The organism is Planctobacterium marinum, from assembly GCF_036322805.1.
GTDB lineage: Bacteria > Pseudomonadota > Gammaproteobacteria > Enterobacterales > Alteromonadaceae > Planctobacterium > Planctobacterium marinum_A.
The window spans coordinates 3,001,625-3,025,207 of the sequence record NZ_AP027272.1 but is presented as its reverse complement, the minus strand read 5'-3'; the positions used below and the strand labels follow the sequence as shown (position 1 = coordinate 3,025,207).

General features: G+C 46.0%; 16 protein-coding genes. 10 read left to right on the top strand and 6 right to left on the bottom strand.

Annotated features, from left to right (window positions below; all coding sequences use genetic code 11):
• Window positions 1-6 precede the first annotated feature (6 nt).
• Window positions 7-897 carry a glycosyl hydrolase family 17 protein gene (locus AABA75_RS13500; RefSeq protein ID WP_338293135.1) on the top strand — a complete coding sequence of 297 codons (891 nt, stop codon included), beginning with the start codon at window positions 7-9 and terminating at the stop codon, window positions 895-897.
• A gap of 97 nt (window positions 898-994) precedes the next feature.
• Entirely contained in the window at window positions 995-1,924 is a 930-nt protein-coding gene (locus AABA75_RS13495) for a glycosyl hydrolase family 17 protein (protein ID WP_338293134.1), read from the top strand.
• Between the two features lie 94 nt (window positions 1,925-2,018).
• Here AABA75_RS13495 and AABA75_RS13490 read toward each other — a convergent pair whose 3' ends face one another.
• A complete protein-coding gene (locus AABA75_RS13490; protein ID WP_338293133.1) occupies window positions 2,019-3,602 on the bottom strand; it encodes a sugar porter family MFS transporter in 1,584 nt (527 codons plus the stop codon).
• A gap of 386 nt (window positions 3,603-3,988) precedes the next feature.
• Between AABA75_RS13490 and AABA75_RS13485 the strand changes: the two genes are divergently transcribed.
• Together AABA75_RS13485 and AABA75_RS13480 are read left to right on the top strand one after the other, a co-directional pair.
• A complete protein-coding gene (locus AABA75_RS13485) occupies window positions 3,989-5,116 on the top strand; it encodes a sensor histidine kinase (RefSeq protein ID WP_338293132.1) in 1,128 nt (375 codons plus the stop codon).
• A 20-nt stretch (window positions 5,117-5,136) separates the two neighbouring features.
• Window positions 5,137-5,967 (top strand): LytR/AlgR family response regulator transcription factor, encoded by an 831-nt coding sequence (locus AABA75_RS13480; protein WP_338293131.1) that lies wholly within the window; start codon window positions 5,137-5,139, stop codon window positions 5,965-5,967.
• A gap of 23 nt (window positions 5,968-5,990) precedes the next feature.
• Here the strand turns inward: AABA75_RS13480 and AABA75_RS13475 are convergent, their stop codons facing one another.
• Together AABA75_RS13475 and AABA75_RS13470 are read right to left on the bottom strand one after the other, a co-directional pair.
• Window positions 5,991-7,877: a glycoside hydrolase family 3 protein gene (locus tag AABA75_RS13475; RefSeq protein ID WP_338293130.1), complete on the bottom strand. Its 1,887-nt coding sequence runs from the start codon at window positions 7,875-7,877 to the stop codon at window positions 5,991-5,993.
• Between the two features lie 43 nt (window positions 7,878-7,920).
• Window positions 7,921-10,119 (bottom strand): glycoside hydrolase family 3 N-terminal domain-containing protein, encoded by a 2,199-nt coding sequence (locus AABA75_RS13470; RefSeq protein ID WP_338293129.1) that lies wholly within the window; start codon window positions 10,117-10,119, stop codon window positions 7,921-7,923.
• A gap of 327 nt (window positions 10,120-10,446) precedes the next feature.
• Here AABA75_RS13470 and AABA75_RS13465 point away from each other — a divergent pair, with 327 nt between their 5' ends.
• The 6 genes from AABA75_RS13465 to AABA75_RS13440 all read left to right on the top strand — a co-directional run bounded on the left by AABA75_RS13465 (window position 10,447) and on the right by AABA75_RS13440 (window position 17,796).
• On the top strand, window positions 10,447-11,880 hold the full coding sequence (locus AABA75_RS13465; RefSeq protein WP_338293128.1) for an MFS transporter: 1,434 nt from the start codon (window positions 10,447-10,449) through the stop codon (window positions 11,878-11,880).
• Between the two features lie 631 nt (window positions 11,881-12,511).
• Complete coding sequence (locus AABA75_RS13460) at window positions 12,512-12,736, top strand: type II toxin-antitoxin system ParD family antitoxin (protein ID WP_338293127.1); 225 nt, start codon at window positions 12,512-12,514, stop codon at window positions 12,734-12,736.
• Between the two features lie 8 nt (window positions 12,737-12,744).
• The gene (locus AABA75_RS13455; RefSeq protein ID WP_338293126.1) at window positions 12,745-13,041 is read left to right on the top strand and encodes a type II toxin-antitoxin system RelE/ParE family toxin; all 297 of its coding nucleotides are present in this window, start codon (window positions 12,745-12,747) and stop codon (window positions 13,039-13,041) included.
• A gap of 146 nt (window positions 13,042-13,187) precedes the next feature.
• The gene (locus AABA75_RS13450; RefSeq protein ID WP_338293125.1) at window positions 13,188-13,379 is read left to right on the top strand and encodes a type II toxin-antitoxin system VapB family antitoxin; all 192 of its coding nucleotides are present in this window, start codon (window positions 13,188-13,190) and stop codon (window positions 13,377-13,379) included.
• Between the two features lie 3 nt (window positions 13,380-13,382).
• Window positions 13,383-13,748: a type II toxin-antitoxin system VapC family toxin gene (locus AABA75_RS13445; protein WP_338293124.1), complete on the top strand. Its 366-nt coding sequence runs from the start codon at window positions 13,383-13,385 to the stop codon at window positions 13,746-13,748.
• Between the two features lie 361 nt (window positions 13,749-14,109).
• Window positions 14,110-17,796 (top strand): VCBS repeat-containing protein, encoded by a 3,687-nt coding sequence (locus AABA75_RS13440; RefSeq protein ID WP_338293123.1) that lies wholly within the window; start codon window positions 14,110-14,112, stop codon window positions 17,794-17,796.
• Window positions 17,797-18,583: 787 nt separating this feature from the next.
• Here the strand turns inward: AABA75_RS13440 and AABA75_RS13435 are convergent.
• Genes AABA75_RS13435 through AABA75_RS13425 form a run of 3 tightly spaced genes read right to left on the bottom strand, consistent with a single transcriptional unit; the run spans window position 18,584 to window position 23,497 of the window.
• The gene (locus tag AABA75_RS13435) at window positions 18,584-19,669 is read right to left on the bottom strand and encodes a glycoside hydrolase family 16 protein (RefSeq protein ID WP_338293122.1); all 1,086 of its coding nucleotides are present in this window, start codon (window positions 19,667-19,669) and stop codon (window positions 18,584-18,586) included.
• A 4-nt stretch (window positions 19,670-19,673) separates the two neighbouring features.
• Window positions 19,674-22,235, bottom strand: a complete 2,562-nt coding sequence (locus tag AABA75_RS13430) for a glycoside hydrolase family 3 protein (RefSeq protein WP_338293121.1) — start codon at window positions 22,233-22,235, stop codon at window positions 19,674-19,676.
• 11 nt (window positions 22,236-22,246) lie between these two features.
• A complete protein-coding gene (locus tag AABA75_RS13425; protein WP_338293120.1) occupies window positions 22,247-23,497 on the bottom strand; it encodes a sugar MFS transporter in 1,251 nt (416 codons plus the stop codon).
• Window positions 23,498-23,583: the final 86 nt, after the last annotated feature.

Sequence of the window (23,583 nt, the reverse complement as noted above, 5' to 3'; positions counted from 1 at the left end):
CTGAACATGAGTCGTACTATTCCTTATAAAAGCCGCCAACTTGGTGGACTAGACATTTCGCGCTATTCAGCTGATGAACTGCGTAGTTTAGTTGCGAAGTTATTGAACAATAAGATTCATGGCATTTCATTTAGCCCTTATGTCGAGGGACAAGAGCCTGGAAGCGAGATCAGCGATCAGCAAATTCGGGAAAGGCTCACCATTATTGCGCCTTACGTTAACTGGATAAGAACCTTTTCCTGTACAGAGGGCAATGAAAAAGTACCCGCAATCGCCAAAGAGTTCGGCTTAAAAACTCTTGTTGGGGTTTGGCTGGATGGCGATAGAGAAAACAACGATGCAGAAATGCAGGGTGCCAAAGAGCTGGTGGATGCCGGCGTGGTGGACATGCTGGGGGTTGGCAATGAAGTGCTTTTGCGCGGTGAAATACCACCAGATGAGCTTATTGCCTATATCAATGCGGCCAAGGAGTTTGCACTCGATATCCCGGTGGGCTACGTCGATGCCTATTATGAATTCGAAGACCACCAAAATGTGGCCGATGCCTGCGATGTTATTTTTGCCAACTGCTACCCGTTTTGGGAAGGCTATCCCGCCGAGCATGCATTAGTTTACATGAAAGATATGGTCTATCGCGCAAAGGCCGCAGGTAAAGGCAAACCGGTCGTTATCAGTGAAACTGGATGGCCCAATTTAGGCACTGCCGAGGGCGCTGCTGAACCGGGTTTTGAAAACGCAGTTAGATACTTTATTAATGCCTGCAATTGGGTGGCAGAGCAAAATATCGATATGTTTTATTTTTCATCATTTGATGAAGCATGGAAAGTGGCAGATGAAGGGGATGTGGGTGCCTATTGGGGGCTCTGGGATAAAGACGGAAAACCAAAATATTGGTGATAGCCCAGCCAACAGTCTTATTGGCGTGCAGTTTCCAGAGTGATGCGCGTCAACCGTTCAGGTGCACACTAACGCTATCAAGTGAGGAATAAATATCATGTTTCCAAGAGGATTTTTGCCTGCAGGTGCAGGCAACGCAATATGTTATTCAGGTTATAGAGAAGGGCAGGACCCAAGGACTGGTGTTTTTCCTGACTACGAACAGATTAAACAGGATCTGTTGATACTACAGGGTAATTGGTCACTGTTGCGACTATACGATTGTAGTCAGCATGCACATACCGTCTTAGAGGTGATCGCCACCGAAGAGCTGGATTTTAAAGTGATGCTGGGAGCCGATCTTGGGGCTGAGGTGAGCAATCCAAATTGTCCTTGGGGAGCCGAGTACTCGGATGCTGTTTTGCAGCAAAATCGCGACAATAATAATAAAAACATCAATGATATGATTGCTCTGGCTAATTCTTACCCGAACCTGGTGATCGCGGTGTCTATTGGTAACGAAGCAAGCGTCGACTGGACTGATCACCTGGTTCCGGTTGAGCAACTGGTGGCCTATGCAAAGCGTGTAAAAAGCGCTGTGGAACAACCAGTTACCTTTTGTGAAAATTACGTGCCATGGCAAGAAAAGCTGCAGCCCTTAACACCCCATCTGGATTTTATTTCAGTACACACTTATCCAGTTTGGGAGTACCAGTCTATTGATAATGCGCTGAATTACACCAAAGAAAATTTGTTATCGGTACGTGACACTAACCCCGGGGTACCGATTGTGATCACAGAAGCGGGCTGGACAACTATGTCCAATGGCCGTGGGATGGAGCCTCACAATGCCAGCGAATCACTTCAGGCGCGCTATGTGCCAGAGTTATTGGACTGGTGTAAAGAAGAGGGCATTACTTGTTTTGTGTTTGAAGCATTTGATGAACCCTGGAAGGGCTCAGAAGACCCCGCTGAGCCTGAGAAACATTGGGGCCTGTACCGTGTAGACAGGACGCCAAAGCCCGTTGTGGCGGCATTGCAAAAATAACCACAACTCAAAAACTGAAAACCTCAAAAACTGAAATAAAAAAGGTGACTTACAGTCACCTTTTTTCAGTTTTACCGTTTTTTTTCAAACCCCATCAGCGGTTATTTACAAGGTGATCTTCCAGCTCTTCCAGTGACAAGCCTTTGGTTTCTGGTAACCACTTAATAATGATACCCAACCCAATAACTGCAACCATACCATAGAGTAAGAAGGTCATTGCATTGCCAAGGTTTGCCAACTCCCAAGGGAAGATAAGCTGAACACCAAAGCTCACTCCAGAATTCACCAGTCCTACGAAGGAAATGGCCACACCACGAATATAATTGGGGAATAACTCTGAAAACAATACCCACATAATTGGCCCCAGCGAAAACGCGAAGCAGGCCACAAAGCCGATAATGCTAAACAAAATCTGGTTTTTATTCATGGTAATGGCCGCGGTTAACAGAGCGGATTCGTATTGAATGAAACGAGCTTCGCCCAGGGTTTCCCGCAGTTTCGATTTGAATGCCAAATCGTTGTCAAAGACCTCACCTTGAAGGGCTTGAATCTCTGGTATTTTAATTTCGTTGGGTAACGTCTGATATGTTTCGGGCGTAATTTGGTAGGTCGCGGAACCAAAACCGTGAGACAGGCTAAACATAGAGATAGCAATGCCGGCCAAGCCCACAACAAGCAGAAGCTTACGGCCGACTTTATCAATGAGATAAATAGCCACAAAGGTGAAAACAAGGTTGGTTAATCCCACCGCGATTGCTTGCAAAAACGATGCATCGGTGCCAATACCGGATTGCTCAAAAATCATTGGGGCATAAAAGAAAACGGCATTGATACCGGTTAATTGTTGAATGACAGAAACGCTCAGACCAATGAAAAGTACAAAGCGCAAGCGTGGATGCAATAAGTTTTTAAGTTTTTCAACGAGTGAGACATTGCTTTCCTTTTCGTCCTTTTTAAGGTGCTCTTCAATTTGCAATAACTCTCTCTCTGCGTCTTCATCACTGTTAATGCGGCTTAGTGTTTGTTTAGCTTCACTCTGGCGGCCTTGTGCTACTAACCATCTCGGGCTTTCCGGTACCCTAAACAGGAAAATGAAATACAGCAATGCTGGCAGTGCTTCGATACCTAACATCCAGCGCCACTGCCATTTTTCCAGACCCAGTGTGGCAACCCAACTTGACTCTGAACTACCTAATTTGAGAATTAAATAATTACTGAAAAATGCCACTGAGATACCTATTACGATATTCAGTTGATTCATTGAAACCAGGCGACCTCGAAGGTGGGCAGGGGAGACTTCGGCAATATACATCGGAGCAATGATGAGGGCTGCGCCGACACCAAGGCCACCCACCATACGCGCTATCACTAGCGTAGTGTAATCAGGTGCAAAAGCTGAGCCTAACGCAGATACAAAGAACAATAGTGCCGCGCCTTTTAAAACGGGCTTGCGGCCAAATTTGTCACTCAACGGACCCGAGACCATCATACCCAGCGTCGCGGTGAGCGTGAGTGACGCAACGGCCCAACCCAACTGTATTTTGGTCAGCGCAAACTCGGCCTCGATAAATTTTACTACTCCGGAAATTACCGAAGCATCAAATCCCATTAAAAAACCGCCCAATGCAACGATAAGTGCGATTTGCGCGGTTTGTACTGTGTAAGCTTTATTTGTCATAGTTGTGTTCTACGCTTGGAAGTCTAGTAATGTCGTTTGTTGTATGACACTACGGCATTGGGTTACTAAATTAAACTCTTTATAACAGCCTATTTTCGGTCGTCTGTTAAAATGAGATGGACGGGGGTCAGTGCAAGGTGTAGTGGAATCATTGCGATAATTTATACTCATTCGGCTTGTGAATTGTTAAATATAAGACTAGTTTGTTTTATAACAATTAGTAGTAATATGTGTTCGCTCTGCACGTCCTTAGCATCATAAGTTAGAGGCCTGCAAAGCTGCTGAGTAATAGGGATTTTGCAACGAAATGCGTTTCAAATCCCACTAAGTACAATAACAATTATTGACTTGCATTAGATAAATAAAGTTTTAGGGAGTGAGATGGGGTGAAGTATCTTGAGCGCGTTAAACACAGGATGGCGCAAGACACCCGTTATTTGTTTTGGCTTTGGCAGATTGGTTTCTGGATTTTAGTAAGCTTGGTGAGTTTTTTTTCGCTTACTGTCTGGTATGAGCAATTTGAATGGCACTACACGTTGCACACAATCGCGCAGGCGGTTTTCGGTTTTCTGTTGACCCAGGTTCTCTATGTTGCGTTTAAAGCGATATGGCAAAAAAGGATTTTCATTCGCTTGTTACTGGGCTTTTTTCTGGTTTTGGTTGCTGCACTGGTGTGGACAGCAGGTCGTATACAAGCCTTCCTGTGGCTAACCGATGAAATCAATATATGGGCTGATTTCGGCGGTTGGTATTTTGGCAGTGTCTTTATCTTTTTGTGTTGGGCGGGTATGTTTCACGGTATTCGTTACTACAAGCTCCTTGAAGCTGAGCACAAGGTTATGCTGGACGCAGAAGCTGAAGCTCGTGATGCCCAATTGCAACGCATTAATGCTCAGGCCATCGCTCGCGACGCACAGCTAAAAATGTTGCGTTATCAACTCAACCCGCATTTTTTGTGCAATACCTTAAATGCTATCAATGCATTAGTGGAAGCAGAAATGACGGAACAAGCGCAACAAATGACAGTGAAATTGAGTAAGTTCTTGCGCTACTCTTTAGATAATAATCCCGATACTAAGATTGCCCTGGAGCACGAACTGAGGGCCATCAACTTGTATCTGGATATTGAAAAAACTCGTTTTGGCGACAGGCTTTCTTTGGCGTTTGATATTGAAGATGATGCACTGCATGCTTTGGTGCCTAGTTTACTTGTGCAACCCATCATTGAGAACTCCATGAAACACGCAATTGCAAAGAGTGAGTCGGGAGGATTGATCGGTTTCAAGGCGGGGATTTATGAGGACTCTCTCAAATTAGAATTATATGATACGGGCAGTGGTACCAAGATCGCAAAAACAAAAATGCAGAGTGTAACCGGGAGAGGTGTCGGACTTCGCAATACCGGAGAACGATTAAAAACACTCTATGGTGGATTGTACAGCTTCAATGTTAGTATTGACCCATCCGGTGGACTTCGAACTACCATTGTAATTCCTTTTGAAAAGGCTGCCTGATGAACAGGCTAAAAAGTTGAATGAGCAAAATAAGAAGTATAATTGTAGATGACGAACCCTTAGCGTTGAGTATTTTACGCTCCAAACTAGGGAAGTTGGGCAACGTAGATATTATCGCTGAGTGTCAAAATGGCAGAGAAGCCGTCAGTAAAATAACGGAGCTCGGTCCTGATCTGGTGTTTATGGATATTCAGATGCCTGGACTCAATGGCTTTGATGTCATTAAAAAATTGCAGTCGGATATCATTCCATTGATCATATTCACCACCGCTTATGAGCAGTATGCGATTGATGCATTTGAAGTACATGCGGTTGATTATGTGCTGAAACCGATTGACCAGGAAAGAATTGAGTTGGCGGTTAACAGAGCACAAAAGAGATTAAAGAGTGATACCGAGGAGCAACCTCGACCCACCATCAAAACCAACATCATGAGTGCCCTGGATGAGATTAAAGAATTTGAATCGGGTGTTGCTGCGGCCGAAGACTCCGCATCAGATGCTACTCCTCAGGTAAGCAATAAAGATAAAAAAATTGTGATCAAAGAAAGAGATGAGATCACATTATTGAAGCAAGAGACGATTGCCTGGGTAGACGCCGCGGGTGATTATTGTTGCTTACATGCAGAGGGAGATACGCATATCAAGCGCACCACACTGAAAAACCTACTGGATGATCTTGATCCTATGCGTTTCAAACGGGTGCATCGCTCCACCATCGTCAACCTGGATTTTATAGAGAAAGTTATCCCGCACACCAAAGGGGAGTTTTTTCTGGAGCTGGGTGATATGGACCGCATTAAAGTGAGTCGTAATTATCGCGATGTGATCAAAGCCTTTTTGGCTGAATAATTAGAGCAAAAAGCGCTAGTCTCTCAAATCGCTTTTTTGCCGGGTAAGGTTTCCCGGTAGTTGAGTCCGTAGCCTGGCGAGAATACCGTTTTATAAAGCGCTTCCTCGGCAGCCACTTCTTGTAATGGCTTGCTGGTGTTTCTGAGCTCAGGCCAAGAAAATGATAACTTGCCGGTGAAATCGGACTCGCCAAACAAAACGTCGGCTACACCTTTGCCCTCAGAGCCTGGTAACCAGGCCGCGATAAAAGCATCAGATTTGGCGATTACTTCGCGGGCTACCATGGGTCTACCTGATACCAAAACAGTGACTATGGGAATATTGCGGGAGTGCAGGTAGTCAACTAAAGCAACGTCATCGGGATAGAGTTCGGCTATATCAAGGTTTGCACCGTTACTTTCCCGCACATTGATAAAGCCGTTTATCTGATTGCCCATGGTGGTGATGTCTTGCTCTGAAATACCAATATCGCCCATACCCTCTGCGTACGGGGTTTCGCCGATAACTACAACGGCGATATCGAATTCACTTGTGTCTAAACTCACCTCAGTATCAGGAATATTACCCGTCGTAGCTTTATCTAATACCGCGTTGCCACTATAGTGTTTTATGCCATCCCAAATTGAATCTCCGACGATTTCATCGTTGCCCGACACGCCCTGCCAATTCAGGGTAAAACCACCACATTGATGACCCAGGTTATGAGCATTTTTACCGCAAACCAGAATGTTAGCCTCTTTGTGAAGTGGCAGGGCACTGTGTTCGTTCTTCAGCAGAACCAGTGATTCTTGTACCGCCTGTCTGGCCAGTGCTTTGTGCTCTTGGGCGGCAAAATGTTTGTTGGCTGCCCAGAGGCGATGTTTGGGACTGGGTTTGTCAAAAATGCCGGCGGCAAGTTTGACACACAAAATGCGCTTCACCGCTTCGTTTATTCTGCTGAGTGGAACCGTGCCCATTTCCACGTGATTGCGCAAGTGCTCCAGAAATAACATCCAGTTTTCAGGCACCATAAACATATCGATACCGGCATTAACACATTCACCAATTGCCAGGTAAAAATCATCGTTGACGTATTCAATGCCTTGCATGTCGGATACCACAAAGCCATCAAAGCCCATTTGTTTTTTGAGTAGTTCTGTTAGCAGGAATTGATGGGCATGGCACTTAAAGCCATTCCAGCTACTGAAAGAAGCCATGATAGTGAGGAGGCCTGATTCGATCGCAGCGGCGTAGGGTGCTGCGTGGATTTGCTGCAGTTCTTGCTGTGACATCCTGGTATCCCCTTGGTCGATACCGCCTGCGGTTCCACCATCACCAAGCCAATGTTTTCCACAAGCAATAACAGAGTCCATGTGAAAGCTATTCTGTAAGCCTTCTGTCGCATATTTGCCAAACAAGCTGACTAATTCATGATCCTCAGAAAAACTTTCATAGGTTCTGCCCCAATGCAGATTGCTGGCCACCGCGAGGTTTGGGCCAAACACCCAATCTATACCGCAGGACTGCACCTCATGTCGGGTGACGGTATGAATAGATTTTATGAGGTCAGGATTGCGCGTGCATCCCATGCCAATATTATGGGGAAAAAGTGTCGCGCCGAGTGCGTTGTTATGGCCATGAATCGCATCTACACCATAGATTATCGGGATCCGCGGCAAGTCTCCTCGAGGTTGCATTGATGCACTCCAATAGCTGTCACACATGGCCAGCCAACCTGCAGGGGAGTTATCTTCCGGGCACGAACCAGCACTACTGAGCACCGAGCCTAAACTGTACTGGTAAACGTCATCTGGCGTACAGGTCATTCTGTCGGCTTGCGTCATCTGGCCAATTTTTTGCGCGAGACTCATTCTCGAAAGAATTTCCGCGGCTTTGTTCTTCACCCTGTCAGTAATTGGCTTTGTCGTCATGGTTTATTCATCATGGCTTTATAATTGAGCCCCACTCAAATATTCAGGAAACCAGCCTGAAGCTGGCTCCACTACCACTGGTGGAATCCGCACCAATCCAGACTTTAAACTCGCCGGGTTCTGCGCGTTTTATCTTATCTTTGCCATAAAATGCCAGCATTTCATGGTGGATGACGAAGCTGACAGTTTTACTCTCACCCGCCGCAAAATACACTTTTTGAAAACCTTTCAATTCTTTTGGTGGGCGGGTAATGCTGCCAAATAAATCCTGAATATAAAGCTGTACGATTTCAAAGCCAGCAACATCGCTGTCGTTGTGTATTTGCACCCTAGCTTCGAGTGTTTTTCCGGTATTAAGTTCCGAATCAGAAAGACTCATTGAGTGGTAATTAAACTGACTGTAGGACAACCCAAAACCGAAAGGAAATTGCGGCGTAAAGTGGGTATCCAGGTGCGATGCGGCCATACCAAGTGAGGTTTGTGCAGCCCTTACCGGGATATCATCCAGGTGCACAAAATTATCTTCGGTCACTGGTTTACCGGAGGTTTTTTGACTGTAATAAATAGGGATCTGACCTACCTTGCGGGGGAAGCTAACTGGCAATTTGCCACTTGGGTTGGCTTTACCGAACAGTAAATCCGCAATCGCGGGACCTGCCATAGTGCCGGGATGCCAACAGAATAACAGCGCGTCGACATCAGGAATAACCGAACCAAGCGTCAGCGGGCGTCCTGCCAGAATCACCAGAATTAATGACTTACCGCAACTGACTAGTTCCTTAATAAGCTCTTCCTGGCAACCGGGTAAATTCAGTTCGGCACGGCAATGAGCCTCACCTGACAGAATCGCTTCTTCACCCAAAACTAAAACCACGGCATCGCTTTGGCTGATATCCCGTTTAATGTTTTCCAGCTCATTTATCTGGTGGCTGCGGGAGGTATCCATGGCACGGTGATAATGTACGGTGCCATCAAATTCGCTGTAAATTCCCTGTAAAATCGTCGTGGAGTGTTTTTCTTCGCCATCAAAGATCCATGTACCCAACTGCTCATATCCATCGTCGGCAAGGGGGCCAATTAAGGTTAACGTATTGGTTTGTTCTGCACACAGAGGTAAGGTTTTATTGTCGTTTTTGAGCAAAACACAGCTCTGAATCGCGGCGTCTTTGGCAGTATTGAGATGCGCTTGTGGTAGTTCCTCTAGATAGGCATGCGCCTCGACAGGGGGGCTGTCAAACAGACCCAGGCGAAACTTCAAAGTCAGTATACGCCGCACCATATCATCCAGTTTATCTTCGTGGGTTTTGGAATTAGCAACTATGCCTGCCAGGTGGTCGCGATAGGTTGTGCTGACCATTTCCATTGCAACACCGGCGTCGAATGCGGTTTCCGCGCAGGCATAACTGTCCTCACATAGACCATGTATGGTGAGTTGCGAGATGGACTCCCAATCACTGGCAACAAACCCCTGAAAATCCCACTCTTGATGCAATACTTCGTCCAGTAACCAGCGATTCCCCGATGCAGGAATGCCGTCAAGGTCACTAAAAGACGTCATTATTGTGGCAACGTTGGCCTCGGATGCAGCCTTAAAAGGCTCCAGGTAAACGTTGCGCAATTCATTTTCTGGAATGTTGGTGGTGCAGTAATCGCGTCCACTCTCTGCTGCGCCATAACCGCAGAAGTGCTTGGCGCATGCCGCAATCGCAAAAGGTTGGCTAAAGTTATCGCCCTGAAATCCTGACACCATTGCTTTACCCAGTTCGGCGCATAAGTAGGGATCTTCTCCGAGGCTCTCGGCAATGCGTCCCCAGCGGGGATCTCTGCTAATGTCTATCATAGGGGCAAAGGTCCAGTTTATGCCGGTGACCTTAGCTTCGGTTGCTGCTATTTGCGCGCCTTTTTTGACAACCTCAGGCGACCAGCTTGCAGCCTGGCCTAGCGGTATTGGGAAAATGGTTTTAAAACCGTGAATGACATCCCGTCCAATTAATAACGGAATACCCAATCGACTTTCATTGATAGCAATATGCTGCAGTTGATTCACCGTTTCCGGGTGATTTTCATTAATCACAGAGCCTGCCTTACCTTGTTGAATAGCGACTCTTAAATGCTCGGGAATATGTCCTTCAGCGCCTGATAATTGATTCAATTGACCGACTTTTTCCTCAAGGGTCATTTGGCCGAGAAGATTCTCCACTCGCTGTTTTATATCTTCTGTTGTATTGCTATTAGTTTGCATTGGGTTTTTGAACATCTTTGTTGATGATTTTAATTTTTGTTGCCGCCGTAAAAGGGACATCGTCACTGTGCGAATATTTACATTATCGAAAGAGCGCTAACTTTCTATGTAAAAAAGACCAAATGGACCTGTCACAAGTTCGTAGGGAAATGGGAACCTGGAAATTTGCAGCCAGGGCGTGATTTGAGAAAGGGTATACGTCATGCGATGGGGGACTTATGCCCATCTTACCTCTGCAATGGGAGCGTCTTATCGTATTTACATTGTTTTAACCTTTGTAACTATTAATGTTAACTACGGCAAACAGGCACACACAAGAGAAAATAGATGTCAGATCAAATACACTATGAAACGGCGGAACAAGACAAGATCCCGTTACACAAAAAAATAATATATGGATTTGGAGCGCTGGTGAATAACGCGCTCGCTGATGCTATGGGACGCATGATGATCGTTTTGAACCTCGGCTTGGGAATGAGCCCAACACTTGCAGGGTTATTGGGGGCATTGCCGAGATTATTGGATGCCTTGACAGATCCGCTTATGGGTTACATTTCAGACAATACCAAGTCTCGCTGGGGCAGGAGACGGCCTTACATTTTCATTGGTGCTATCTTGGTGGGGATCGTGTTTGCAGTACTCTGGCAGTTGTTGCCTGAGGGCGAATCAGAAGATTACTATTTTTGGGTATTTCTAGCGGGCTCCATCGTTTTTTACCTTGCCTATACTATTTTCGCTACGCCTTGGGTCGCTTTGGGCTATGAATTAACACCAGATTACCACGAACGTACCCGTTTAATGGGGGTGCAAAGCTTCATGGGCTATTCGGTATACATGGTGACCCCCTGGGTTTTGTGGTTTATGCAAAACGACGCATGGTTTGACAATATCATGGAGGGTGCCGCAAGCCTTGCCATGATCGTGGGGGCATTTGCGATCTTTGTGGGGATCTTACCGGCGATATTCTTGAAGGAGAAGATTACCGCACCTGTAGGATTAACTCCTCAGGAGTCCAAGTCGATGGGCATCAAGGACTTTTTCTCTGGCTTTCTTGCCACCATTAAATTTAAACCTTTCTTGTGTTTGTGTGCTGCGACATTTCTGGTGTTCAATGGCTTTATGATGGTGTCAAACTTTCAGGCCTATGTGATTATCTATTACGTTTTTGGTGGCGATCAAGCATTAGGCTCTGAATACACAGGCTACGCCGGTACATTATCGGCTGCAGCAACCTTCTTTTCCATTGCCATTACCAGTTGGCTGGCCACCAAAATAGGTAAACGTCGAGCGTTCTTCTGGGCCATCGGCGTATCTGCGGTAGGCTATGGACTGAAGTGGTTTTGTTACAATCCCGAGATTCCATGGTTGTTACTGGTACCCATGCCGCTATTGGCCTTTGGATTGGGGCCGCTATTTGCATTAATGGGTTCAATGATTGCTGATGTGTGCGATATGGATGAACTGGAAAGAGGCGAGCGTCGCGAAGGCATGTTTGGCTCAATTTTCTGGTGGGTAGTCAAGCTTGGCATGGCAGCCGCTCTAGCCATGGGTGGGGTGTTGCTTACCGGCAGTGGTTTTGATGTTGAACTGGGCAGTGCCCAAACGGAACAGGCACTGTTCTGGATGCGTTTCTTTGATGCATTCTTACCGATGATTTTTTCACTCATCGCCATATTTATGGTGTATTTATATCCCATCACGGAAGAGAAGGCGCATCAGATCAGAGAAGAGTTGGAAGCGCGCAGGGGTGTGAAGGTTTAACTCGCAATATCTATCTATTGAATCGGGGCAACATTGTTTGCCCCGATTGTCCTTCTACTTATCAATTGATGTTGACTTGAAGCTGCACACGACAATTTAAATTTGGTTCTTCGATGTGACTTCTTCGAAGGGGAATCCCCTTCAACCCCCTTTTGGTCCGGACGCGAGACAACATAGGCTTTAATCGCTGAAACTGAAAGCCGTTGATCACTGACCAGGTGACACATGTATCAATTGATGTCGATTTGAAGCGAAACACGAAACTTTAAATTTGGTCCTTCGATGTTACTTCTTCGAAGGGGAGATCCCCTTCAACCCTCTTTTGGCCCGGACGCGAGACAACATAAGCGTCCATCGCAGAACCAGAAGACCGTCAATGATGGCACTTCCCTGTGCCAGCATTGACTTGGGCAGCGTCCCTGCTGCCAATCTTCAGGTTTGATCTGCTCTTTCCGCTTATCTCGCGAAAGGGCCAAGAAATACCGGGACTTCGAACTAACGATGGGGGAGGATTTAATTGAATTGATTATTTTAGGCGGATATAACTAATAAAATTCTAAATCTAGATAATGGCAATCTTTGCCATTATCTGCCATCATGTTTAACAAATACTCGTTGTTGGGAGTTACAAATGGCCTCGTTGAATGTATCGCTGCCAGAGGAAATGCGTAAGTGGATTGATGAGCAAGTTAAGTCTGGAAAGTTTGCCAATGCCAGTGACTATATCCGCGATCTGGTTCGTCGCAATCAGAGTGAGCGAGAAGCCATCAATCTTGCTTTGATTGAAGGGGAGCTTAGCGGTAAAAGCTCAAAGAATGTTTTGGATATTCTTAAAGAAAAAAGAAATGAGCGTTAAGCCGCAATATGAATCGCTATATTCTCTCAAACAAAGCAGAGGAAGATATCGCTGATATTTACGAATACAGCGCCAATACTCACAGTGACATCCAAGCTGAGGCTTATCTTGTCGCCCTTCACGAAGCCCTGTCTATGCTAGCCGAATCGCCAAATTTGGGCACCTCTGCAGAGGACATCAGAGCAAATTATTTTCAGTTTCCGGTGCAAAAGCACATGGTCTTCTACAAAAAAATCAACGACAACATTTTGGTTGTCAGGGTACTCCACCAACAAATAAAATACGCCATGCATTTTTCAAACTGAATGGTTTGGTCAACGATCAACGAGGGTAAATATTGAAGCGATAATTTTCAGGAGAATCTGACCCTTTAGTTAAAATAAATTGATTATATTGATTGTGTCATTCAGGATGTAAAAAAGCATCAGATACGATGCATGGAGAGGTGTGCATGAGAACCATAATTACTATAGAAGATGAACTCTTTGAACAAGCCGCACAGTTTTGCCCTCCAGGTAGTGACAAGGCAAGCGTTATTCGAGAAGCAATGCAAACGTTTGTGAGATTGAAGGCGGCAAAACGCCTGGCGACCCTTGGAGGAGCAAATCCAGAGATTGAAGATATACCAAGACGAAAAGGTTAAATTGTGGTTTTGGTTGACACTTCAGTTTGGGTAGCTCATTTCAAAGGTTCAAATGACACCTTAATCGATTTATTGAACACAGACGAAGTGTGCTGCCATCCACTGAGAATTGCTGAGCTCACCTGTGGAACTCCACCAGAACCACGAAGTAAGACGTTGAAAGATTTATCTCTTTTAAGAACAGTCACTATTGCCACCATGCGAGAAGTCCTGGCCTTTATCGAAGAACGGGCACTTTACGGCAAAGGTTGTGGATATATTGATATCGCTTTACTTGCATCTGCATTATTGTCAAACAGCACAAAATTATGGACCTTAGACAAACGACTTTCAAAACTCGCTGAAGAGTTGAATATCAAATATCTGTAGCCACTATTTTTACCCTTCCGGACTTGGTTATAACCATCTTAAAACCTCTTGAAATTTGAGCGAAGTGGTCGACATGATTGACCGTTTGCGCACGTTTGATTGGCGAATGTTAAGGGCCAATTTGTGCCAATTACGGACGTACAAGCTTTGATGTTAAAATCTTCCCTTCTCCCTTGTCGGCACATCTTCCCTTCTCCCTTGTCGGCACTTTGCATCTAAAATCTGGACAAATTAAAAGCAAATCTGTAACATCCCGCAGCTCAAAATTTCACCGCTTTTATTTTGCCCCGTGGTTATGCCATGACTCGCACAGTGCGAGGCTGGTATAAATCGGTATTTTAAGGTTGTTCAAGGTTTTAAAATGAAATCCCAGCGTATTAACATATTATCCCCGTCTCTTTTCAATCTGTTGATTGTGATGGCATTGTTGTATTGCATGGCCAGTACATCGGCACAGACCATAGATGTTGACAATGACGGCATGGACGACACATGGGAAGAAACCTATGGCCTGGTTGTGGGCATTGACGACTCTGAGCTGGATATGGACAACGACGGATTTGTGAATATCGAAGAGTTCATAGGTGACAGCCTGCCCGATGATCCCAGAAGCAAGCCAGAGTATCATCAAAATATGGTCACAGGTGAGGCACTACTGAATTACCTGACAATAGAGGGAGAAAACTACAATCAGGAAAGTGTTCCCTCGGCCATTTTTCCTGACGAGGTTGCCTACCTGTTTACCGCTGAAGGCAATAGCCAGGTCAACCTCAGATTTGAAGGTATTTCCTTCTCTCAAATAATGATTGTGATGAGAGCAACAGGTGGTGCCGGGTTTGGCCTTGATGGTAGTGGCTGCTGTTATGATCTTGCAGAAGGTAATCAAACCATCACAATGGAGTACGATATACAATCGCAACAAAGTCAGTCACTGAATTTATTTTTGGAAGGAGACCGGGGAAAAACCTATACCGTTGAGGCGATAGGATGGCGCTCCCCTGTTAGTGCCGGAACTCGAGTATCCACCAATAATCAGGTTGATATTGTAAGTTTGACACCTGATGGCGAGGTGATAAATGGTAATTTCGAACACTTTGATATATCCGCTGACGGACAGCATGTGATATACGCACAAGACCTCAACATGCTTTACTATCGAAATATGGAAGAGGGCTTTTCACACCTTATTGTAGAGGCGCCCAATGGCAGTTTTGTCAGAGACGCTCATTTGTCGGGCAATGGAAAATATGCCGTTTATGTTTTACGAGAGGTGGATAATACCAATGAGCATCTGGGCAGTATTTATTTGTACGACATAGAGACACAAGAAACCGTAGATATTCTGGCATTGTATAACGACAGATTTCTCGAACAAATTCCTGACGCGATAGATGATCCCGAATCGTTGCCCACATGGGCGAGAATAAGGCAGGTTGACATCAGCGATAATGGCAGATTTATCAACTTCAGAACCAGAGTCAATCTACTCATTGTAGATAACCAGCCAGTATCACAGGAAAGTGGTATCCACCTATACACTTATGACACCATCACTGGGGAGATAACCCAAGACGATACAAACAGTTACGGCCTCTCCAGCGCCTCGGATACACGTGGTACTGGTTTGTACAGTGCTGATGGGCGTTACATCGCCATAAATACTGAGAAACAGCTGACGCCTGAAGCAGCGGGTATCCAGAATATCTACCGCAAAGATCGGGTGACGGGCAAAGTCGATTTAGTCAATATTGCTATCAACGGAGGCATTGTATCAGGCACTAATGAAAATCTCCTTGCAATTAGTCGGGATGGTAATGAGGTGATCTTTGCCGGGCAACGTCGCTATTATGGTGGACAAGGGCTGGTTTACAGTCCGGGCACTGAGCAGTCAAGCCCAGCTTATCGTCGGGACCTGGTCAATTTTACTACTTCTCTGGCACAACTGATTCGACCGCTACCTGAAGGGGAAGAATGTTGTGACGAGTTGCTACCAGAATTTTTTATATCGGGTGTTCGCGATAACATTCGCTATTTTCAAACAACAGAAAGTCTTGATGAGATATACACGGCCACCGATGTAGAGCACAGGCTGACGCTAGGTGGTAACCCGGCCAGTGTCTATCGCCGGGATGCTGAAAAAGACAGCGAAGCCGACGAATGGCATTTGATGTTACAAAATGAGCACGGCGTCTATCTTCCTGCAAACACGTTGAATGAAGTGATATTTGCTAAAAATGGGAAGCATATTTTGTATGAAACTTCCGACATCAAAGGACTTCCATCACAGGGGTTGAACATTACCAATAACGGAACTCCACTTATTCGCATTGCTTATGATGACGGTTATCAGCTGCCAGACACGGACAACGATGGCATCAAGGACATGTTCGATATTTTCCCGAGTGATTCAACCGAGAGTATGGATATAGATTTTGATGGCATTGGAGACAATGCAGACACCGATGCAGATGGCGACTTTATGCCTGATAATTACGAGACCGCATTGGGGCTGGATCCATTAAGTCCAATTGATGCTTTTTTTGACGCCAACGAAAACGGGGTTGCGGACCAGTTAGATTACTTGCGCTCCGATTCGGTGGATTTACCTGAAATCAACCAATTCATCGCACAGTATGGTTCTTTTGAGGTGGAATCACTGGGATACCCCTGGCAAAATCAACTTTGGTCTTTGTCATCCAGACGCAGCTCTGACGGTGAACAAAGTCTTGCAATCGCCAGGATTAGTGATAATGCAACTCAGCAGATCAAATTCTTCGTGAATGTGTCAAACGCAGGTGAACTAAGTTTTGATACCTATGTTGATACCGAGCAGAATAACGACAAACTCATTGTTTATGTGGATTACGAGCCAGTGCTAGAGTTATCAGGTTTTATCAACTGGGAGACTCAGACCATCCCACTTACCAGTGGCGGTAAAGTGGTCACTTTTGAGTATCAAAAGAACGGCAGTGAGAGCAGTGGTGCAGATGGTGTCTGGATTGATAACCTGACTTTTGAAGTGTCCAGTGAAAACGAAGGAAATTTTGTTGCGAATGATTTTGATGGTGACGGTATCGCCGATATAGCTGTCAGACGCCCATCCACCGCACTTCAGTATATTACTCGTTCTTCGGATGGTGAAATCGATCGTATCCGGTTTGGTTTGAATGAGCAGGATATTCCGGTTTCGGGCGACTTCGATGGTGACAGAATCGCTGATGTCGCAGTCAGACGCCCGTCAAATCAGATGTGGTATGTGCTCAATTCTTCAGATGGTGAAATACAGCGTATTAGTTTTGGGTTGCAGTCAGAGGATATCCCGGTGCCTGCTGATTATGATGGCGATGGTATCACTGATGTTGCCGTCAGACGGCCTTCAAACCAAATGTGGTATATCAAAAATTCTTCAGACGGTGAAATTCAGCGTATCAATTTCGGACTGCGTAAAGAAGACGTGCCTGTTCCCGCCGATTATGATGGTGATGGCAAGGCTGATGTTGCCGTCAGACGTCCCTCAAACCAGACGTGGTATATCCTGAATTCTTCTGGAGCAGATGCGCTTACTGGCAATACAGATGGTATATCACGAGTTAATTTTGGCCTGCAATCCACCGATATTCCGGTGCCAGCGGATTATGACGGCGATGGAAAAGCAGACATTGCGGTCAGAAGGCCGGGCAATCAAACTTGGTATATCCGCAACTCCAGCGATAGTGAGATACAGCGTATTACCTTCGGAAGAGACCCCGGTGATATCCCTATACCTGCTGATTATGACGGCGATGGTAAAGTTGATGTGGCAGTCAGACGTCCATCTACCTATTTGCAGTATATTTTAAATAGTTCTGACAATCAGATACAGCGGATACAGTTTGGCCGAAATGCGGATGATATTCCACTGGCCGCACCTGTTACCACACGCATGAACTGGGCAAGTGGTAGCCAAGAGCTGTTCCCGAAGACAGAAGATGAAAAACCGATGGTTGATGTGATCACTCGTAGCGAGTTCGGGTTTTCAGTTTCTGTGGAAAATACTGCAAATTTCTGATTCTTTTTAAACAACTCCAGCGCGTCTCTGGACACTGGAGTTGTTTTTACCTATTTAATGATTGCCTTAGCTTGTGTGGCTGCTATAGGACTCTATTAAACTATTTAGCAATGAACATTTCCAAACATTTAAAATGCAGTAAGTCCTGTCATCAATACCGATGATCCGCTTTGGTGTGTGAGCAGTCAGTGAGCTAGCACGAAATGCTTCTGTGGGGTCAGGCTCGCTGAAAGCTCCCCTTTATTTAGTTCGAAGTCCGTGAGTATTTTTGCCCATTCGCGAGATAAGCTGAAAGAGCAGATCAAACCTGGAGATTGGCAACAGGGACGTTGCCCAAGTCAATGCTGGCGCAGGGACGCGCCATCATTGACGGTCTTCAGGTTCTGCGATTGAGGCTTATGCTTTCTCGCGCCATGGGCAGAAGGGGGTTTTAGGGGAGCGCCCCTAAGAAGAAAGCACATCAAAACACTGAAGTTTAATGTTTCGCACAAGACTGAGTGTTGTTCGGTGAATGCCGTATATGTCGCGAACATTTCAACGGCTAGTCGGACGTCGGCGCTAAAATTCGACCCATTCGACTTATGCTTTCTCGCGGCATGGGCTGAAGGGGGTTTTAGGGGAGAGCCCCTAAGAAGAAAACACATCAGAACACTGAAGTTTAATGTTTCGCACAAGGCTGAATGTTGTTCCGCATTTGTGGATGGCAGAACGAATGCCGATTTATTGAATTGAATGGAAAGTCAGCAGTGCATGGCGGATGCACACACTGCTGATGAGATAGTGAGTGCTAGTGGCCATCACCGGGCTTAACTAGTTTCGCGCCTTCGCTAATGGAAGCGCAGCCTTTACCTGTTTCAGGGTCCTTGCTGCACTGGTATACCCTGACATAATCGATACTCAGGCGCTGCGGGAAAATGTCTGGATCGATGCCTTTTTCATTGACGTTTGATGCCCAGGCACCACCAACGGCGTTGTTGAAGATCAAGTGATAACGCTTATCAAAAGGAGCGGGTTGCGGGCGGCGTACTTTGTTTCCGGCTTCATCGGTGTATTCTGAATACCAGCCTTCTGCGGTTTGCGTGGCGTAATGTACGTCATCCATGTACCAGCGGATTTCGCCTTCTTCCCATTCTACTGCGTAAGTGTGATAACCGGTTGCCGGGCTGAAGCCGCCAGGTGGTTTATAGGCTGTACCTGTGTAAACATTGTTTGGCCAGGCTGCGCCATAATGTAAGGTACCGTGAATGCGGGTTTCTGGTGCGTCACTGAGTTTGCCGTTGGCGTCAGTTTTGGCACCGATGTTAACTGCTTCCATAATATCAATTTCGCCAGAGGCAGCCCAACCACCATAGTCTTCGTCGGTGGGTAGCATCCAGAACGCTGGCCACGTACCTTGCCCATAAGGCAGCTTCATTCGTGCTTCAAAGCGGCCGTATTTCCAATCGCCTTTGTTATTAGTGCGGATGCGACCTGAAGTGTAGGGCAGGGTTTTGGTGTTGTTGGGGTCGTAATTGGGCGAGCGTTCTCGCTCAGCAGGCCCGGTGTGTTCCTCTTTGCGCGCTACAATATGTAACTTGCCATTTTCGAATTCGAAATTATCCGGCTTGTCCACATAACACTGCTGCTCATTATTACCACCGCCCCAGCAATTCACCACAACATTCCATTTGCTTCTGTCCAGCTTGGCATCGTTAAACTCGTCTTGCCAGACTAACTCCCAGCCTTTGTCTCGCCAGTTTATTTTTTCACTGGCTTGGGATTCAGCGGATTTGCCTAGTTCATTTGCTGCTGTTGTAAATGAGCATACTGCTAGTGACGCTAACGCTAACTTACTCAATGCGCTGTAGCCTTTGTGGGAAAGATTTAATGGCATAGTTTTATTCTCCATCACATATTTGGGGGATTTGCCCGGATTGGTAATCTTCAGTTCGTGCAATCACAATATCCGAAACCAGCATTTGCGTTCCTGTCGATGAACTCAACTCAAACGGCGCCATCAATTTACTGAAGTTAACACCGCGTTGTTTTAAACAGCTAAACGGCACTTGCAGGGTATGCCACTCATTCTCAGTAAGCTGGCTAAGAGAGGGGGTTAAGTCCAGGTTATTGTCACACGGGTCCATGCAAATCATGTTTAATGCCACTGATGAGCCTAAACTCTGGATATTAACGTCGAAAAACAGACTGGCGTCATTTTCAAGATAACGTAAGAAGTCTTCAGGGAAGGGCTTGAATATCATCATTGAGGCTGGCGCCTGCCAGGTTAACTGTAAAGCGTCTTCCTGAATTCTGCGGTCTCGCGTCTTGATGGTTAGTTCGGCGCTGTCCAGCACGCTTGATGTCATTTGAATGCGCGAATTGTCTGTGATGGCCAGCAATTCCCAAGGTGCCTTCACGGAGCCTTGATACAAAGCGAATACCGGTAGTTCGTTGTTGTTTTCCTCTACCTCTTCGTTGAGTAACGGCAGGTTTTGGGGGGCAGTGTCGTAACTCAGGCCATAGCCATAAGCAAACAGTGGCGACTGGCCATCATGGCGATTTGCTTGTTGGTCTGGCGAGGCCGGCCAGGAAAAGGACAAACGACCTTCGAAGTCATATTGCACTTCGCCTTGTGGATCGGTAAATAGCACGTCGGCAATCCCTTGTGCTTCGGTACCGGGCAGCCATACCGCAACAAACGCATCACTGTGATTGATTTCTGCATTAACCCACATAGGGCGGCCGCTAATGAATAAAGACACGACTGGGATATCTTGTGCTTTTAGCTTTTTAAGCAGCGCCAGATCTGATTTGCTACCGCGTTGATACTCAACATTGTCAACGTCACCATTGCCCTCGGCATAAGGCTCCTCACCAAAGACCACAATTGCCACATCGGGTTTTTCCTGGTACTTGCCATCAACAGCAAGTTCTACCTGGCCGCCAGCTTGACTCACGGCAGCTTCGATACCTTGATAGATAGAGCTACCGCCGGGAAAATCTTCATTAGTGTTACCAGTACCTTGCCAGGTAATGCTCCAGCCACCGGACTGTTTACCGATATTATCGGCACCATCACCGGCCACCAGTATTTTTTGTGTCGGAGCCAGGGGCAAAAGCTGATTGTTGTTTTTTAATAGCACAAGCGATTTTCTAACGGCTTCTCTGGCGATATCTCGATGCGCCTGAGCACCAATCAACTTTGCTTTGCCGGCATATTTTCTATTCGCGGGGGAGGGTTTATCCAGAATGCCTGCTCTCGCTTTTACTCTTAAAACTCGGGTAACGGCATCGTCAAGCCTGGACTGCAAAATCTCTCCAGATTTAACTTGTTTAATCAGGTTTTCATACAGCGGTTTCCAGGCTTGAGTGGGCACCATATAAATGTCCAGACCGGCATTGATAGCCGCCGGGCAATTGTCATTGGTGCATCCTTGTATCTGGCCATGACCATTCCAGTCACCCACTACAAAGCCGTCGAAGCCCATTTTTTCTTTTAACACTTTGGTTAACAGATACTCACTGCCGTGGATCTTTTTACCATGCCAACTATTAAAAGAGGCCATGACTGATTGCGAACCGGCGGTGAGTCCATGAACATAGCCCTGAGCGTGAATATCAAACAATTCCTGCTCTGAATCGATGTTATTTCCCTGGTCATCACCGTCAACCGTACCGCCATCACCAATAAAGTGTTTTACCGTGGAAATGACTTTATCGTCAGCAAAAAAGCCTTGGTTTTTATCACCTTGAAGCCCTTCTACTATGGCTCTTGAGTAAGCGCCGATGATTTCAGGATCTTCTGAATAACTTTCATAGGTTCTTCCCCAGCGGTCATTTCTGGCGGCAGCAACGGTTGGTGCAAAAATCCAATCGATACCCGTCGCTTGCACCTCAATAGAAGTGGCTGCGGCAATGCGTTTGATAAGTCCCGGATCGTTCGCCGCTCCCAGGCCAATATTGTGTGGAAATATTGTGGCGCCAATAACATTGTTATGACCGTGTACCGCATCGGTTCCCCACATGGTGGGAATGGAGCTGCCATCTAAGCTGTCGTCTACCGAAGCTTGATACATTTGTTCGGCTAGCGTCACCCAATCGGCAATGCTTGAGTGTTTGTTATTGTTGGGGAAGCCACCACCACCATTAAGGTATGAGCCGAAACCATACTTACGCATGTCTTCAACGGTAATATCCCGAATTTCCGGTTGAATAATCTGGGCAACCTTTTGTTCCAGAGTCATGGTAGCCAATAGTTGCTTGACTCTGGCCTCTGTCTCTTCGTCTCGCTGTATCTCTATTTTCAGCTCAGGCCAGATAGCCAGGCTGTCTGGTGCTTCTGTTTCCTCGGAGTGAGTTGCAGGCGTTTTGTCGGCAGGAGAACAGCCTAAAATAACACTGGTTAACAGCAGTGGGTAAAAAGCAGACCTGCTATTTTTGAGTCGATTGAATAGCTTCATATCTGTCTCCTTTATTGCGCCATTTTTTGCGGCTTAAAGCCTGCAACGCCATAGAATGATATATAGACATAGCACACCAGGGGTAAAATGAAAGACAGTTGCACGCCAATAGAGTCGGCTAAAACGCCCTGCAAAAGTGGGATTATCGCGCCGCCAACGATGGCCAGGCACAAAATCCCCGAACCCTGGCTTGTGGCTTTACCCAGGTTTTTAATGGCCAGACTGAAAATGGTAGGAAACATAATAGAGTTAAACAGGCCAACCAAAATAACACTCCACATGGCGATTTTGCCCGACGTGGTAATGGTGGTGATTAACAGTAAAATGGCCATTACACTATTAAAAGCCAATATTTTGTTAGCTTTTATATAGTTCATTATCAGCGCGCCAATAAAGCGTCCGATGAGTGCGCCTCCCCAAAAGTAAGCGACATAATTGGCGGCTTCACCTTGGGTCATGGCACCGATATTTTCATCTGAAATATAGTTTACCAAGAAGCTACCAATGGAGACCTCTGCGCCCACGTAGGTGAATATGCCGATGGCACCCAGCACCAGATGTTTGTATTTCCAAGCTGATTCTGTGGTTTCAACCACGTCTTCGGACGCCTCTGTGGTATGGGTATCCGGAATGTGAATGCGTTTAAAATAAAGGCCCAAAACAACCAGTATTAATGCCAATGTAAAGTAGGGAAGGATGACTTTGTCTACGGATGCTTCTGCACCATGACTACCGCCAAAAATCAGCATGCCGCCAACAATAGGCCCAGCCGTGGCGCCAAGTGAGTTAAACGCCTGGGTCATATTAAGCCTGGCAGAAGCGGTTTCAGGCTTGCCCATCAGTGTTACCAGCGGATTAGCCGCCACTTGTAAAATAGTGATACCCGACGCGAGTATGAACAGTGCGCCCAGAAACATCCAGTACGCCGTTAGTTTTGCTGACGGGATGAATATCAAGCATCCCAATGCAGCAGTAACAAGGCCAATAACAATGCCTTTCTGATAGCCCGATTTTTGAATTAACTTACCCGCGGGGATGGAAATCAGAAAGTAGGCACTGAAAAAGCAAAACTGCACCAGCATTGCCTGGGTATAACTCAATTCGAAAACCCCTTTTAAATGCGGGATAAGAATATCGTTAAGGGAGGTGATAAGTCCCCAAATGAAAAATAGTGAGGTAAGAGAAATCAAAGCAAATTGATTATTAATATGTGCCCCATTGCTTTGATTGGTCGCGGCTCCGCCACTAAAGTTTCCAGCCATAAAAGTTTGCCCAAAGTTATTGTTATTAATTGCTATTAATAACCCTAATGTTTCAGGCTAGAGGTGTCGAGTCGCACAGGGAGGTT

What these genes read in the sequence shown, in the direction of transcription:
- AABA75_RS13500 (WP_338293135.1), top strand. Translation starts at nt 7, where the DNA reads ATGAGTCGTACTATTCCTTATAAAAGCCGCCAACTTGGTGGACTAGAC.
- AABA75_RS13495 (WP_338293134.1), top strand. Translation starts at nt 995, where the DNA reads ATGTTTCCAAGAGGATTTTTGCCTGCAGGTGCAGGCAACGCAATATGT.
- AABA75_RS13490 (WP_338293133.1), bottom strand. Translation starts at nt 3,602, where the DNA reads ATGACAAATAAAGCTTACACAGTACAAACCGCGCAAATCGCACTTATC.
- AABA75_RS13480 (WP_338293131.1), top strand. Translation starts at nt 5,137, where the DNA reads ATGAGCAAAATAAGAAGTATAATTGTAGATGACGAACCCTTAGCGTTG.
- AABA75_RS13475 (WP_338293130.1), bottom strand. Translation starts at nt 7,877, where the DNA reads ATGACGACAAAGCCAATTACTGACAGGGTGAAGAACAAAGCCGCGGAA.
- AABA75_RS13470 (WP_338293129.1), bottom strand. Translation starts at nt 10,119, where the DNA reads ATGCAAACTAATAGCAATACAACAGAAGATATAAAACAGCGAGTGGAG.
- AABA75_RS13465 (WP_338293128.1), top strand. Translation starts at nt 10,447, where the DNA reads ATGTCAGATCAAATACACTATGAAACGGCGGAACAAGACAAGATCCCG.
- AABA75_RS13460 (WP_338293127.1), top strand. Translation starts at nt 12,512, where the DNA reads ATGGCCTCGTTGAATGTATCGCTGCCAGAGGAAATGCGTAAGTGGATT.
- AABA75_RS13455 (WP_338293126.1), top strand. Translation starts at nt 12,745, where the DNA reads ATGAATCGCTATATTCTCTCAAACAAAGCAGAGGAAGATATCGCTGAT.
- AABA75_RS13450 (WP_338293125.1), top strand. Translation starts at nt 13,188, where the DNA reads ATGAGAACCATAATTACTATAGAAGATGAACTCTTTGAACAAGCCGCA.
- AABA75_RS13440 (WP_338293123.1), top strand. Translation starts at nt 14,110, where the DNA reads ATGAAATCCCAGCGTATTAACATATTATCCCCGTCTCTTTTCAATCTG.
- AABA75_RS13435 (WP_338293122.1), bottom strand. Translation starts at nt 19,669, where the DNA reads ATGCCATTAAATCTTTCCCACAAAGGCTACAGCGCATTGAGTAAGTTA.
- AABA75_RS13430 (WP_338293121.1), bottom strand. Translation starts at nt 22,235, where the DNA reads ATGAAGCTATTCAATCGACTCAAAAATAGCAGGTCTGCTTTTTACCCA.
- AABA75_RS13425 (WP_338293120.1), bottom strand. Translation starts at nt 23,497, where the DNA reads ATGGCTGGAAACTTTAGTGGCGGAGCCGCGACCAATCAAAGCAATGGG.